Annotated in this window: 11 protein-coding genes and 2 pseudogenes; 8 read left to right on the top strand and 5 right to left on the bottom strand. The window is 70.8% G+C overall.

What is annotated here, in order from left to right:
- Positions 1-40: 40 nt before the first annotated feature.
- The 4 genes and pseudogenes from ACFY0T_RS17795 to ACFY0T_RS17780 all read left to right on the top strand — a co-directional run.
- On the top strand, positions 41-2,407 hold the full coding sequence (locus ACFY0T_RS17795; protein ID WP_388870780.1) for a hypothetical protein: 2,367 nt from the start codon (positions 41-43) through the stop codon (positions 2,405-2,407).
- A gap of 92 nt (positions 2,408-2,499) precedes the next feature.
- Positions 2,500-3,246 (top strand): hypothetical protein, encoded by a 747-nt coding sequence (locus ACFY0T_RS17790; RefSeq protein ID WP_388870777.1) that lies wholly within the window; start codon positions 2,500-2,502, stop codon positions 3,244-3,246.
- Positions 3,247-3,661: 415 nt separating this feature from the next.
- Positions 3,662-4,324, top strand: coding sequence for a class I SAM-dependent methyltransferase (locus ACFY0T_RS17785; protein WP_388870774.1), 663 nt, complete (start codon positions 3,662-3,664; stop codon positions 4,322-4,324).
- Between the two features lie 598 nt (positions 4,325-4,922).
- Positions 4,923-5,075: pseudogene (locus tag ACFY0T_RS17780) on the top strand (MFS transporter); the annotation flags it as partial.
- A gap of 20 nt (positions 5,076-5,095) precedes the next feature.
- Here the strand turns inward: ACFY0T_RS17780 and ACFY0T_RS17775 are convergent.
- Positions 5,096-5,536 (bottom strand): PPOX class F420-dependent oxidoreductase, encoded by a 441-nt coding sequence (locus ACFY0T_RS17775; protein ID WP_388870772.1) that lies wholly within the window; start codon positions 5,534-5,536, stop codon positions 5,096-5,098.
- Positions 5,537-5,634: 98 nt separating this feature from the next.
- On the opposite strand from ACFY0T_RS17775, the gene ACFY0T_RS17770 reads away from it, so the two are divergent.
- The 3 genes from ACFY0T_RS17770 to ACFY0T_RS17760 all read left to right on the top strand — a co-directional run bounded on the left by ACFY0T_RS17770 (position 5,635) and on the right by ACFY0T_RS17760 (position 8,920).
- The gene (locus ACFY0T_RS17770; protein WP_388870769.1) at positions 5,635-6,213 is read left to right on the top strand and encodes a TetR/AcrR family transcriptional regulator; all 579 of its coding nucleotides are present in this window, start codon (positions 5,635-5,637) and stop codon (positions 6,211-6,213) included.
- On the top strand, positions 6,210-7,610 hold the full coding sequence (locus tag ACFY0T_RS17765; protein ID WP_388870766.1) for an MFS transporter: 1,401 nt from the start codon (positions 6,210-6,212) through the stop codon (positions 7,608-7,610). Before ACFY0T_RS17770 ends, ACFY0T_RS17765 begins: the two co-directional genes overlap by 4 nt.
- An 83-nt stretch (positions 7,611-7,693) precedes the next feature.
- A complete protein-coding gene (locus ACFY0T_RS17760) occupies positions 7,694-8,920 on the top strand; it encodes a serine hydrolase domain-containing protein (RefSeq protein WP_388870763.1) in 1,227 nt (408 codons plus the stop codon).
- A gap of 27 nt (positions 8,921-8,947) precedes the next feature.
- Here ACFY0T_RS17760 and ACFY0T_RS17755 read toward each other — a convergent pair whose 3' ends face one another.
- From ACFY0T_RS17755 to ACFY0T_RS17745, 3 genes and pseudogenes are all read right to left on the bottom strand, one after another.
- Complete coding sequence (locus ACFY0T_RS17755; protein WP_388870760.1) at positions 8,948-10,177, bottom strand: MFS transporter; 1,230 nt, start codon at positions 10,175-10,177, stop codon at positions 8,948-8,950.
- 95 nt (positions 10,178-10,272) lie between these two features.
- A pseudogene (locus ACFY0T_RS17750) lies at positions 10,273-10,395 on the bottom strand (sarcosine oxidase subunit beta); the annotation flags it as partial.
- Positions 10,396-10,443: 48 nt separating this feature from the next.
- Positions 10,444-11,448 carry an ornithine cyclodeaminase family protein gene (locus ACFY0T_RS17745; protein ID WP_388870757.1) on the bottom strand — a complete coding sequence of 335 codons (1,005 nt, stop codon included), beginning with the start codon at positions 11,446-11,448 and terminating at the stop codon, positions 10,444-10,446.
- 94 nt (positions 11,449-11,542) lie between these two features.
- On the opposite strand from ACFY0T_RS17745, the gene ACFY0T_RS17740 reads away from it, so the two are divergent.
- Positions 11,543-12,901, top strand: a complete 1,359-nt coding sequence (locus ACFY0T_RS17740; RefSeq protein WP_388870755.1) for a hypothetical protein — start codon at positions 11,543-11,545, stop codon at positions 12,899-12,901.
- A gap of 41 nt (positions 12,902-12,942) precedes the next feature.
- Here ACFY0T_RS17740 and ACFY0T_RS17735 read toward each other — a convergent pair whose 3' ends face one another.
- A complete protein-coding gene (locus tag ACFY0T_RS17735) occupies positions 12,943-13,980 on the bottom strand; it encodes a CBS domain-containing protein (protein ID WP_388870751.1) in 1,038 nt (345 codons plus the stop codon).
- Between the last annotated feature and the right edge of the window lie 104 nt (positions 13,981-14,084).

The following is a 14,084-nucleotide window of genomic DNA, read 5'->3' as shown; positions in this document are numbered from 1 at the left end:
CCGAGTTGCTCAATGAGCTCAGTCTTACAGGGGAGGGAAAGTGCGTTCAGCGTTACGCACGGTCCTGCTGGTGACCGCCTTGGCCGCCGCGGGACTGTCCCAGACGGGAACGGCGATGGCACAGCCATCGGCCGCCGGGAGACTCAGCAAGTGCGCGACCGGGGACGACCGCGGCGTCCGCTGCGTGGACGTCTCCGCGAAACTCGACCGGAGCCCGGCCGCAGGGGAGCGGGCGAACCTGTCGGTGAGAATCAGATCGCTCGTCGACATACCGAACGCACGGGTCGAGATCGATCTGCCCGCGGCCCTCAAGTGGACGTCGGCGCCCGAAGGTTACGACGTGGCGCGGCACGCCTCCGCCCTGCCCGACACCCAGGGAGCCGTCAGCCGCGCCGAACGCGTCACCGCGTTGACCGCGGGCCGCACCACGAAGATCGGCGGAGCCGTCGAGGCCGTCGGGACCGGAGACCTCACCATCCGGGTCCGGGTGCTGCCGCCCGCCGGATACGGCCTCGGAGTCGAGGAACCTGTTCTCGCCACAGTCGGCACCGACGCGGCCTCCTCGCGGCTCGGTCTGAAGGGCGGGCCGTCGGCCCATCACGGCTCGGTGGCGGTCAAGAGCGGCACGAAGGCCACACCGCTCACCGAACTGCCCGCCCCCGACCTCGGCACGGAGGGCCTGGCGAAGCCGCACACCGACGACGCGACGGCGAGCGCCGACGGCACCGTGACGGCGGCCGCGATCAGCTGTGTGAAGGGCTCGTACTTCTACAACGACGCCGCCGGGGTGCGGCATCCGTCGGTCAACCTCCAGGTCCAGGTGTGGGACGAGGACCCGGCCAACAGCGATGACCTGCTCGCCGTCGGCCTCACCGACGGCAGTGGCGCCTACCACGTCTGCTTCGACAACAGCACCGACGCCCGCGGTGGCCAGGACGTCTACCTCAACTTCGTTGCCCAGAACGGCCAGTGGGGCGTCGAGTGGGACGACGACCCCTGGACGTTCGACACGGACCAGCACGACAACGTGGGCGACGGCACCACCACCGACTTCGGTGCCCTGCAGCCCGCGGACCCGCGGCTGCACGGCTCGCTGCGCGCGTACGACGACGCCAACACGGGCGCCGCGTTCACGCCGGGCGACTGCTGGGACCGCCTCGACCACGACTGCCGCCGCATCGACATGAACTGGGACCCCGACGAGAACCCGGGCACCTTCTACCGCCCCGGTGAGAACGAGGTCTACCTGACGGCGCAGGACGCCGACGACCGCAATGTCGTGGTGCACGAGCTCGGGCACGCCGTGATGGACGACGTGTACGAGGACAACACCTTCGACACCGGGTCCGGCTGCGCCAACCACCAGATCCATGTCGCCGTGACCGCCGGGTGCGCCTGGTCGGAGGGGTTCGGCGACTGGTTCGGCGTGGCCGCGTTCGGCGACCCGGTCTACCGGGACACCGTCGACCAGAACCAGGAGCTCAACCTCGACACGGCGACCTGGGGTTCGACGCGTGGCGACTCTGGTGCCGCCTGGCAGAACGGCGATCAGGTCGAGGGACGTGTCGCGGGCGCGCTGTGGGACCTCATCGACACGGCCGACGAGCAGCCCTGGGACCTCTACGGCGACGGTCTCGACGCGGCGTGGAACACCTTCCTGAACCACCGCTCGACGTCGTTCGCCGAGTACTGGGCCGCGCGGGGCCAGGACGGACGCAACGTCGGCGCGGCGGCGCTCGGCAGCCTCTACCAGAACACGATCGACTACGGCTTCCGCGATCCGCTCGCCGACCACCAGTCGCTCCTGCGGCCGACGCCCGTGGTGGACCACAACTACCGCTTCGACACCACCAAGGTCTTCTGGTCGGTCGTCGCGCTGAGGCCGCCGTCGAGCACCGTCGACTACGACCTGCGGCTCTTTGACGACTCGGGCCTCGGCTCGCTGCTGAACAGCAGCGTCCTCGGCCCGGGTGTCACGGACTTCGTCGCCGTCAACTCCAACCGGCGTGCCGTGGGCGACTACTACCCGCAGGTGCACGCCTTGACCGGAACCGGTGACTACCGCGTCGAGGCCGACGAGACCGAGGGCATCTTCGCGGGCACGCCCACCATCACGATGGGCGCGAACCGGCTCGCCGCGGTGTGGGACATCTGCCTGAGCGCGGGCGAGCGGGCGACGTACACCGTGACACCGTCCGATTCCGGCCAGGACGCCGAACTGTTCGTGCTCAGCGCGGACTCGGGCGGCTCGGACAACGTCCTCTCCCGCTCCGGCGCGGTGGCGAGCAGCGACGGGCACGGCGCGGGCGACCCCGAGTCGGTCACCGTCGACCTGCCCGAGGGCTGCCACGGCCTGGTCGTGGTCAACAAGGCCGGCAGCGGCACCTACACGGTCGCCAAGTCCTGAACCGGACCCCGGCCGGGCCTTCGCGTCGCGCGGGCGCTCGGCCGGGAACCCCCTGAAGGAACCGTCGTATGGCAGGAGCACGTCGAAGCGGCATGCGACCTTTCCGCACACCGTGGGCGCTCGCCGCCGCGCTGCTGTTGACCGCCTGTGGTGTCGCCGACCAGCCCGCCGCTCCCCGTCCGCCATCAGGCGCCGGCCGGCTGGTGCTCGGCCTGCGTGAGATCCCGGGCAAGCCCTCCGTGTCCATCGGCTCCGCCCTGCCCCGGGTGTCCCTGTACGGCGACCGCCGGCTGATCATGGCGGACGGCCGCAGCGGAGCCCTCCAGCTCGCGACGGTCCACCCGCTCACCTCCGGTCGCTTCAAGAAGGTGTACGAGGACGCGTACGCGGCCCGGCGTGCCGCGTCCCGGAATTCGGCGCCCCCGGACGCGGTGGACGCCGGCACGCTCGTGCTGCGGCTGGGCACGGAGCACGGGCTCGACAGGGTGCAGACCCCGGCGCGGTCCAAGGGCCCTCTCACCGCGCTCGACGAGAGTCTCGTACCGTCGAACTGGCCTGCGAGCGCGTTCAGTTCGGCCCCGACGCCGTACGTCCCGGCCCGTATCGCGGTGATCGCCTCCGGCACCGAACCGGGCACCGCCGCCGACCGTCCCTGGCCGCTCGCGCCGCTGGAGGGCCCCTGCACGGTGCTCGACGGTGCCCTGCGCCTGCGCGCGGAGGCGCTCGCCCGGGGCGCCACCACCGAAACCCGGTGGAGCAGCAGGGGCCGCGTGGTCCGCCTCACCTTCCGGCCGCTGCTGCCGGACGAAACAGACTGCGGGGCCATAAACCGGCTGTGAGAACAGGTTTCCTGCCCGCGTCAGCACCGTCGACTTCATTTTCGCGGTGAATCGCGACGACATGATGCGACCACTTGACTCGCAGCACCCACAGTCAAGCTGCCCGCCACCACGGATCAGACGGCTCCGGCTCGGGGTCCGATTGGGAGCGGCTTGATCCGCGCTCGGTGCGGGATCATGCACGCCACGCTACCGGCCACGTACGACATCCGGCCCCGGCATCGGACAAGCCGGCCCAGGCCGCGGGTGCCAAACCACCGCGCTGCCAAGGCGGTTGACGGTCAGGGCAGAGGGGATGCTCGCCAAGCTCCTGTCGTACGCGCTGCCTGCAGACGCGATAGCCCGGGCGAACAGGCGGGAGGGAAGATCGTGATTCTCTCGGCTCGTCTCAGCGCCAGGAACTACTGTCGCGAGCATGGTCGAACACGATGCTCTCAGCGCCACCCGCGAGGCCTACGACGCTGCTGCCCCCACCTATGCGCAGCTGTTCCGCGACACGCTGCGTGACAGTCCCCTGGACCGTGCGATCCTGGGTGCCTTCGCCGAGGTCGTACGTGCGAGTGGGGACGGTCAGGTCGCGGACCTGGGGTGTGGGCCTGGCCATATCACCGCTTATCTGGACGAGCTGGGGCTGAGGGCGTTTGGTGTTGATGCCTCTCCTGCGATGATCAAGTTGGCTCGACAGGCCTATCCGGGCCTGCGGTTCGACGTGGGCTCGATGGCCGCGTTGAACATCACTGACGGCGTGCTGGGCGGCGTACTCTCACGTTGGTCCATCATCCACACTCCGCCGCAGGAACTCCCCGTCATCCTGGCGGAGTTCCATCGTGTGCTGGCACCTGGCGGCCACCTTCTGGTCGGCTTTTCGGCAAGCGATGATCCGTCTCACCCGACGCAGGTTTTCGATCACACAGTCGCGCCGGCCTATCTGTGGTCGCCTGATCACCTCGCCGCGATGCTGCGCAAGTCCGGGTTGGCCGAGGTAGCCCGGATGGTTCGCGAGCCCCAGCCCACCGACCGACGGCAGTTCCAGGAGATTCAACTGCTCGCGCGCAAAGCCTATACAGAGGCCACCTGACCGAACACATGACCGCATCCAACCTGCGCGGGCATCAAGCTGGGCGAGCTTCTCCTCTGCTCCGGCGAGGCTGACCTGGAGTCCCTCGACCTCGCCGAGCCAGCCTTCCCGCTCGGCCTCGGCGATGCGGGCGATGAGGTTGTCGCGGATCTCCTCCAATCGGGTCCTCTGGGCCGGATCCGGTCGCAGGAGGGAGCATCGGACACAAGCGTGCTCATGGATGCAAGGTGATCCGAATGCGCGTGCGCAGGTGCCGACGGAAACCTTCCGCTTCTCGAAGTGCCCGAGGAACTGGTCCCACTCCTCAGCTGTAGGTATCCGGTATTCCTCTGCAGGTCGCAGGGCACGGCGGCGTGCAATGAAGGCTCGGTGGGCCTCGATCGCGTCGTGTGGATAGACGGAGTTGTAGCCCATCGTGGTGTTGATGCCCTTGTGGCCGCAGATGATCTGGGCGATGTGCGGCGGCATGCCGTCCGTGACGAAGATCCGGCGGAAGTCGTGGGGCTGGAGGCGCGGGGGTTCGCCGTTCTCGTCGATCATGCCGATGGCGCCAGGGCCTCGTTGAGGGCCTTGCGGATGTTGGCCGGCCATACGCGGCATGCGAATCGCGACGACGACTCAACAAGCCCTTTGGCACAGCCGAGTTGACGGCCGCGAGCTCCCCCTCGGGGCGCTCCTCGCCCTGGCCACCGCCGTGTTCATCACCCGCCTGACGGAGACGCTGCCTGCGGGGGCGTTGCCCGCCGTGACGGTGTTGGCCGCGGCAGCGGCTCAGCGTCCGCGAGGGATGCCGTACACCCGGTCCACGTGGAGCCGCAGCACCAGACGGTGGTCGCGGACCATGGCGGCGCGATAGTCGTCCCAGTCGGGGTGCTCGCCCAGGGCGTCCCGGTAGAGCCGGACGAGTTCCCCGACGGTCTCGTCGTCCGGGTCCTCGGCGACGGGCGTCAGCTCGGCCGTGCCCTCGGCGACCGTGTATGCCCAGCGGTCCTCGCTGGTCACGTGGTACGAGGCCCGTGGGTCCCGGCGCAGATTGCGGGTCTTGGCGCGGTCGTCGGTGAGCGAGACCCGGATGATCCGCTCGTCGGGGTCGTAGGTGTGCATGACGTTCGACAGCTGGGGCCGGCCGTCCTTCTTGAGGGTGACGAGCACCCCGCCCTTGTACTCGGAGAGCAGCTTGAGCAGTGCGTCCTGCGTCGCGTCCTGAGTCATGTATTCACCAACCTCCGTGCGGGGATCTCCATTCCCGCCTCCAGCCCTCCTCCATTCACGAGTAGACACTGTCTACACAGGGCTGGTAGACAGTGTCTATGAGCGAATCCGAGATGGGACTGCGCGACCGGCTGGTCGAGGTGGGTGTCGACCTGGTGACCAAGGAGGGCGCGCAGGTCCTGACCCTGCGGGAGATCGCCCGGCGCGCCGGCGTCTCCCACGGGGCCCCGCGCCGCTACTTCCCCACGCACCTGGAACTGCTGTCGGCCATCGCGCGCCGGGGCTTCGCCGACCTGGGCGCCCGGGCCGCGACGGCGATCGGTGACGGCAAGGCAAGCCCTCGCGACCAGCTCATGACGCTGGGGAGGGTCTACCTGGACTTCGCGCTCACCCAGCGCGGAATGTACGAGCTGATGTTCCGTCATGACCTGCTGGAAAGCGGTCAATTGGGGCTACGGCAGACCAGTCTGCCGCTGTTCGGCGTGCTGGTGGACCTGGTCGGCCGGGCGCGCCCCGACGCCGACGCCCCGGTCGTCGCGGGCGCCCTGTGGGCGAACCTGCACGGGATCGCCCAGCTGTGGGGATGGGGCAGCCTCCAACTCGCCACGGGCGCCGAAGACTTCGTACCCCTGCTGCATGCCGCGCTGGACGCGCATCTCGGGCCGGAGGAGCGGTGACCTCACCCACCTCGCCGGTCCACCGCCGGATCACCCTCGCGTGCAGCGTCATCGGTGCCGTGATCGTGGCCTTGGACGGAACCGTGCTCACCGTCGCCCAGCCCACGCTGCAGCACGATCTGCGTGCCTCGTTCGCGCAGGTTCAGTGGACCAGCACCGGCTATCTCATCGCGGTGGCGAGCCTGTTGGTGTTCGCGGGTCGCCTCGGGGACCGGTACGGCCACCAACAACTCTTCGCCGCGGGGATCCTGGGCTTCGGCGCCACGTCCGCGGGGATCGGTCTGGTGCCCGGCATCGGCTGGGTGATCGGGCTGCGGATCGCGCAGGGCGTCTTCGGCGCGCTGCTGCAACCGGCCACGCTCGGGATGCTGCGCGCTGCCTACCCTCCCGACCGGCTGGGGATGCCCATCGCGCTGCGGACGAGCGCCATCGGCCTCGCGGCCTCCGCCGGTCCGCTGGTCGGCGGGGCGCTGGTCACCCAGCTGGGATGGCGGGCCGTCTTCTTCCTCAATGTGGTGCCCGCGCTCGTGATGGGCGTGCTGGCCCTCGCCGTCCGTGGACCGGGCCGGCGCGGGATCCCGGCCGGCGGACTCGACGTGCCCGGCGCCTGTCTGCTCGCGGTGGTCCTGGCCGGTCTGGTGCAGACGCTGGTCGCGATACCGGAGGCGGGCTGGACGGCGGCGACCGCGCTCGGGCTGGTCGTCGTCGCGGCCGCGGGAGCCGCCTTCGTAGGCCATGAGCGCCGGACCGCGAACCCGCTGGTCCCGTCCGCTGTCCTCGGCTCGGCGACCATCGGTGCGGCCCTCGGCATCCTGGTCGCCGCGTCGGCGTCGATGCTCGGCGCGCTGTTCGTCGGCAGTTATTTCCTCCAGGAGACCCTGGGCCTGGACCCGCTGCAGACCAGCCTGCGGGCACTGCCCGGCGCCGTGATGATGGTGCTCGGCGCTCCCGTCGCCGCCGTACTCCTGCGCAGGTTCGGCGCACGCCGCACGACCCTGGCCGGGACGGGCGTCCTCACGCTGGGTGTCCTGCTGTTGTCCCGGCTCGACAAGGCGTCGACGGCCGTGCCGATCGGCACCGGCTTCCTGCTGCTGGGCGCCGGTTTCGCAACGGTGATGGTCACCGCGACGGCGGTCGTCGTACGGCACGCCTCGGCGGAGTCGGCCGGCGTGGCGGGCGGGCTTCAGCAGACGGCGATGAATGTCGGGCCCACGCTGGGGGTCGCGGCGGCGGCCACGCTGATGACGCTCACGACGGGTGTCGCGATGGGTCCGCCGCTGACCGCGCTCGCGGCGGTGTCGGCGACCGGTGTGCTGCTCGCCCTGAGGCTGCCGGGCCGCGCGGGAGTCGTGACCTCCGACGCGGGTCCCCCGCCCAGCCGCGCGCGGGCGTCGTGACCGCCGACCCGAGTCCCGAGGGGGACGCTTCGCCCGTCCGTACGAGACCATGAGGGAGAAGAGCCGCAGCCCAAAGGAGAGTCATGGGACACCTGCGACAGGAGGTCGAGCCGCGCGAGGCCGGCCTCGATCCGAAGGCGCTGGCCCGCCTTGACCAGCACTTCGCCCACCTGGTCGACGACGGCCGACTGCCCGGCTACCTCGTGGCCCTGTCCCGGCACGGCCACGTCGCGCACCTCACCACGTACGGATGTCGCAACCGCGAGGCGCAACTCCCGGTGGAGACCGACACCTTGTGGCGGATCTACTCCATGACCAAGCCGGTCACCTCGGTCGCCGCGCTGATGCTCCTCGAAGAGGGGCACGTCCAACTCGACACCCCCGTGGCCGACTTTCTCCCCGCCTTCGCCGACCCGCAGGTCTACGTCAGCGGGTCCGGCGCCGACACGAAGACCCGCCCGGCCCGACAACCCATCCTGCTCCGCCATCTGTTGACCCACACCGCGGGCCTGACCTTCGGCTTCTACTACGCCCACCCCGTCGACGCGCTCTACCGGGACGCCGGTCTGGAGTCGTCGGTGCCGCCGGGCGCGAACCTGGCCGAGACCTGCGACGTGTACGCCTCTCTGCCGCTCCAGTTCGAGCCGGGTACCCAGTGGAACTACTCGGTCGCCACCAATGTCCTCGGCCGTGTCATCGAGGTGATCTCCGGCCAGGACCTCGACGCCTTCCTCGGCGAGCGGGTCTTCGGCCCGCTCGGGATGGCGGACGCCGGGTTCTGCGTCACGGACGAGCAGGCCGGCCGGCTCGCCGAGCTGTACGGGGAGGACGACAAGGGCGGGATCACCCCGATCGCCGGGCTCCCGCTGCACGGCCGCCCCCGCTTCCTGTCGGGCAGCGGCGGCATGGTGGCCACCGCCCACGACTACCACCGCTTCATGGAAATGCTCCGCCGCCGCGGCGAACTCGACGGAACCCGCCTCCTGGCCCCCGAGACCGTCGACATGATGGCCTCCAACCACCTCCCCGGCAACGCCGACCGGCGCACCTTCGGCAGCCCCGTCCACCAGGAAGCCGGCAACGCGGGCCTCGGCTTCGGCCTCGGCGTCTCCGTCGTGCTGGACCCGGACCTCACCCGATCCCCGTCCACCGAGGGCGCGTTCGGCTGGAGCGGAGTGGCCAGTACGACGTTCTGGGTCGACCCGCGCCACGACCTGACCGTGCAGTTCTTCACCCAGGTCCGCCCGACGACGACCAACGCGATCTTCCCCGAGCTCAAGCGGCTCGTGCACGAGGCGGTGCTCGTCTGACCTCCCCCGCGGCGGCGAAGGCCAACGTCACTGCCCTGGAGCCCTGTTGACACGGTAGACGTCCCGTACGCACAGGTTGAACACCGTGGCGGCCACGATGACGCCCGCGCACACCAACAGCACCCTCTGGTCGGACCAGGCGCGCGAGGCGAGGGCGGTGACGAGGTAGCCAAGGGGTATCGCGAGACGCTCCCCGACATCGTTGAACGAGCTCACGCGACCCAACTCGGCCTGGGGAACGTGCAGTTGGAGCGCCGTGGTCCAGGCGACGATCGCGACATCCAGGCCCACACCGGCGAGCAGGGCGGCACCCAACACCCAGGGCAGCGGCAGGCCGAGCCCCATCACGGTCAGGGGCAGGAAGAGCAGGGAGGCGGTGCTCACGGCGACGGCCAGCAGGTGGTACGGCTTCCACCACAGGCACACCAGCGCCCCCGCCAGCAGGCCGAGCGCGAACGCCCCCTGCACCAGACCCCAGGAACTCGCCCCCGCGTAGAGGTCCGCGGCCAGGACCGGCCCCAGCATCTGGAAGCCGGCCAGCCATGCGGCGACCACGACCATCCCGGCTACCGTGTACGTCCACAGCCAGGTGCGGGAGCGGAATCCGGCCCAGCCCGCCCGCAGATCGCTCACGGCACTGCTCGCGGTGACGGGGGCGTCCAGCCGCAGCCCGTGCAGCAACAGCGCCGCGGCCAGGAACGTGAGCCCGTCCCAGGCCAGCGCCCACCCCGGTCCGACAAGCGCGACGACCACCCCGCCCACGACGGGGCCGAGTACCCGCACGGCGTTGCTCGGCAGCCTGACCAGGGCGTTGGCCTGCTGCAGATGCTCCGCCGACACCAGCTGGGCCACCACGCCCTGTCCGGCGGGTACGGTGAAGGCCACCGCGACTCCCAGCACGAAGCCGCACGCGGCGATCGAGGCCGTCGAGGCCCGGCCGGTCAGCATGATGACCGCCAGCGCCCCCTGCGCGGCCGCCGCCAGCAGATTGCCCTGCAGCAGGATCCGGCTGCGTGACATGCGGTCCGCGAGCACACCGCCCACGAGGACGAAGACGACCGTCGGAATGGTGTTCGTCGCCAGGACCAGGCCGAGCGATCCGGCCCCGCCGCCCTCCCCGATCACCGCGTACGCCAGCGCGAGCGGCGCCATCGCCGATCCCGTCGCCGAGATCAGATTGGCCAGCACGAACCGCCTGAAGGCCGCGCTGCGCAGCGGTGCCGGACGGGTCGTCGGCACCTGCGCCGCGGTCTTCATGCTTCTCCCCCGCCGAACGAAGCCCCGGCCGCCCGATCCCGCCGGACGGACTCCCGACCACCCGATCCCGCCGAGCGGTCACAAGTACCGCGCGATCATACGAGGTTGATCTCCGGGCGCAGTGAGTTCGCGCCAAAGCCGTCGGCGCTCAGGGGGCCGTTGTCGACGAAGGGTGGGCGGCCCAGGTACAGGTCGCGGACGACGGGCCAGGTGGTAGGCGATGCTCGTGCTCATCACGCCGCCGACGACGACCCGCGCGGTCCTGTTCATCGGCGCGCCCGACGCGCGCGGGCCGCGTCGATCACGGCCCAGGCCGCGGCGGCGTCCTGGATGCCGAGCCCGACGCTGTTGTAGAAGACGATGTCGTCGCGGCGCATGCGAGCCGGCTGCCGGCCCGTGAGCACGCCGCCGAGCGGGATCAGGTCCGCCCGGGCGAGCCGCCCCTCCCGCAGCGCGTCGACCACCGGTCCGGCGTGCTCCGCCGCGGTCTGCGGATCGTCGACGACCACTGCGGCGGCCCGCCGTAGGACCTCCGCGTCGACCTCACTGCGCGTCGGCTCGAAGGACCCGACGCTCACGACCGTGCAGCCGGGCGCCAGCCACTCGCCCCGCACGACGGGCGTGGCGCTGAGGGTGCAGGCCGCGACCATCGGCAGCCCGGCTACCGCTTCCTCGGGCGTGTCGACGGCCTTGACGGCGACGCCGAGTTCGGCGGCGAGGCGCTGCGCGGCGTGCGCCCGTCGCCCCGGGTTCGGGCTCCACATCCGTACGGACCGCAGCTCCCGCACCCGGGCAACGGCCCGCGCGTGGGCGAGGGCCTGGGTGCCGGAGCCGAGGAGGCCGAGTTCCGCGCTGTCGGCGGTGGCCAGCGCGTCGAAGGCGACGGCGCTCGCCGCGGCCGTACGCAGGGTTGTCACCGCGGTGCCGTCCATGACGGCGACGAGCTGCCCGGTGACGGGGTCCAGCGCGTTGATCACCGCGTGAATGGTGGGCAGCCCGGCCGCCGCGTTGCCTGGGTTGACGCTGCCGACCTTGGTGACCGCCCCGGTGTCCGCGGACAGCCGCGCCACATAGGCGAAGACAACACTGTCGTCGAAACGGCTGGGGTGCATGATCTTGCCGGGGAGCTCCCCGGTGCCGTCGCCGAGCGCGGTGAAGGCCGCGCGCTGCGAGGCGATCGCCGCGTCGGTGTCCAGCAGCTCCACGACCTGCTCACGCGAGAGAAACAGCGGGCCGGCGGTGTCTTCGGCGATTGGGTCGTCTTGTCTCATTCCTCAGTGATAACCGTCTGACGCCGATCCGCAAAAGATCGCCTGCTTCGTGAGCCACGCGTCACTGTCAGTGGCCACCCGTAGCGTATGCGTCATGAACGGAAACGACGACAACGCCCAACGGCAGGGCCCTGAGGGGAGCGCCGTGCCTCGCGCGGAGCGCTGGGGCCGGGAGCAGACGCGTGCCGCACTCGGGCTCGCAGTGTGGGAGATCGAGCTGGCCGTCGGTGCCGGCCTCCTCACCCGTGGACGGGACCGGCGCTTCGATCCCGGCGAAGTCCAGGCGCTGCTCGACGACATCACCGCATTCAGGTCTCGGCTGGCGGCCGAGCACCGGCTGAACGCCACCGAGGCGGCTGACCGTCTAGCGATCTCCAGACAGCGCTTCGCCCGCGTCGTCGAGCAGACCGGACTCGTACCGATCGCCCAGGAGGAGGTGCGCAAGTACGGCCGGATCCTCACGGTGCGGACCTACCGCGCGGCGGACATCGACGCACTGGCCCCGTACGCGGTCGCCGACCGCGTCCTGCGTGAGGCCGCCACCACGGTCGGACGCTCCACCGCCGCGCAGAAGGCTGCGCGCACTCGCGCCCTCAACAAGGCACGTGCCGCAGGCGCCCGCACCGAACTCGAAGCCGCGCGTCCGGCCGCGCAGGCGTCGCCCGCATGCATCCTTCGATACGCTGGCGGACTGTCCCTCGGACGACCCGACGCACCCGGGTTCCTCCGCCGGTTCGAGGACGACGACACTGTGCGCGCGCTCGCCGGGCTGACCGACGACTGCCGCCTGACCGAGGACGAGCGCGACGAGCTCATCTCTTCTGTCCGAGAGCGGGCCGCGCTGGCGTACGAGGCCATGGCTGGGCCCGATGAGATCCGTTCGCTTCTGGGCGTGGAACCGGACGCGCTGATCGGACGGACGGAAATGGTCGGTCTGTTCGCCGTGCGCCAGGATCTTGCCGACCTGGCTTCCGCACCCCCGCAGTGGCTCCTGGTCGAACGGGCAGCAGTGGCAGCGGCGGACGCCGAGGCAGCCGCCCGCCGTGCGCGGCTCGCCGAGGAGCGAAAGGTCCTGGAATCGGCCGAACGGGCCGCGCGTATCACGGACGAGACGGTAGCCGAGCTCTTCGGCCTGCCTGTCGACGTCGTCTCGGCACTGCGCCCGCGCGGGCGGCGCGAGGGCCGCTGGCATCCCCAGTACGTCGCCGAATTACAGGCCAAGCCTCCTGTCTGGCTGAACAGTGAGGCCGCGGCGCGGCAGGAAGCAGCCCGGCGGCAGGAGCGCAGGGCGCACGCGCGGAGGAGCCGTACGACGCGGCGTGAGGCATGGCGGAGGACCTGGGCCGAAGCCATGGGCGTCCCGATCGACCAGGTACCGCTTCAGTGCGGTCGCCCGACACCCAAGGCCGTGCGCGCAGCCCGGACCAACCCTCCGCGCTGGGCCCTCCCTTGACCACACTGCGGAGACAGCGAGCACAGCTCACCCCCGCCCAGTCAGGTCCCCGGGTCCAGGGAACGCAGCAGATCGAGGAGCCCCTGCGCAGGGCCCAGCTGGTCGTCCGTGACGGGATCCGGGCTGAAGTGCATCAGGTCGTTCCGGAAGTTGCGGCACTGTTCGAGGGCGGCGAGGAAGTGCTCCTGGTCGATGCCCCGCCCCAGGGCGTCCCAATTCTCGGGGACCTTGAGCAGATGCCCGTACGCCCCGAAGCTCATGTTGGCGGCGGAGTGGACGCGGGAGGCCTGTCTCGGCGGGACCGCCGCGCGCATGCGGTCGAGCGGGATGCAGCGATCGACCACCCGCCGCAGCCGCTGCTCGATCTCCTCCACCAGGATGAAGGGGCGTACGCGCGTACCGAACTGGGCGGTGAGATCCGCGCCGGTGATCAGTCCGCACACTTTGTGCTCGTGGTCGCGTACGAGGACGTAGCCGGACTGTTGGATGGTCCCGAGCCAGTCGAGCAGGTCGTCCGACCGGTCCGCCTCCCGTGCCCTGACTGTGGCGGCTTCGAGACCGGCCGCGGGGTCCGCCATGCGGGCGCGCCCGATGGACTCCCAGCTCACGACGCCACGCAACCGCCCGTCCGCGTCGAGCACCGGGAGCTGGCTGTAGCCACGCAGCACCATGAGCGTCATAGCCGTCTTGACGCTGTCGCCGACGCGTACGCACTCCGGCATGCGGTTCACCGAGTCGAGGTTGCTCACCCGGTAGGCGACGGTCTGCGCCGCGGGGTCCTCGACGAGTTGACTCGCCGCCTGTGCCGCCGACTGCACCGCAGCCGACTGGCTGCTGGCGCCCGAGAGCCGCGTCACCGCGCTCGTCCGCGCCTCGTCCGGCTCGGCACCGCCCGCTAGGACGGCGATCTGGCTGTTGATGCTGCCTTCGGTGAAGGGCGGAACGGTGACCAGGCCACGAGCATCCAGGTCGTTCCTGATCTCTTCCACAGCCGCGGGGTACCGGCGCTGGACGCCCCAGATGGCAAGGAAGTCCCGGATGGAGAGGGTCAGGGGCTCGCCGGCGCCGCGTCGGCGCACCTCCTAGTACAGCCGCCGCCGAGCGCGGCCAGCGGATCACCGTAACCAGGAACGGGTCGCCGGTCGCCATACTGTCGCCGGTGACGGACGACACCGTCCCGCCC

The sequence above is a fragment of the Streptomyces sp. NPDC001530 genome (genome assembly GCF_042894545.1).
Lineage (GTDB): Bacteria > Actinomycetota > Actinomycetes > Streptomycetales > Streptomycetaceae > Streptomyces.
This window is presented reverse-complemented; position numbering and strand designations above follow the sequence as displayed.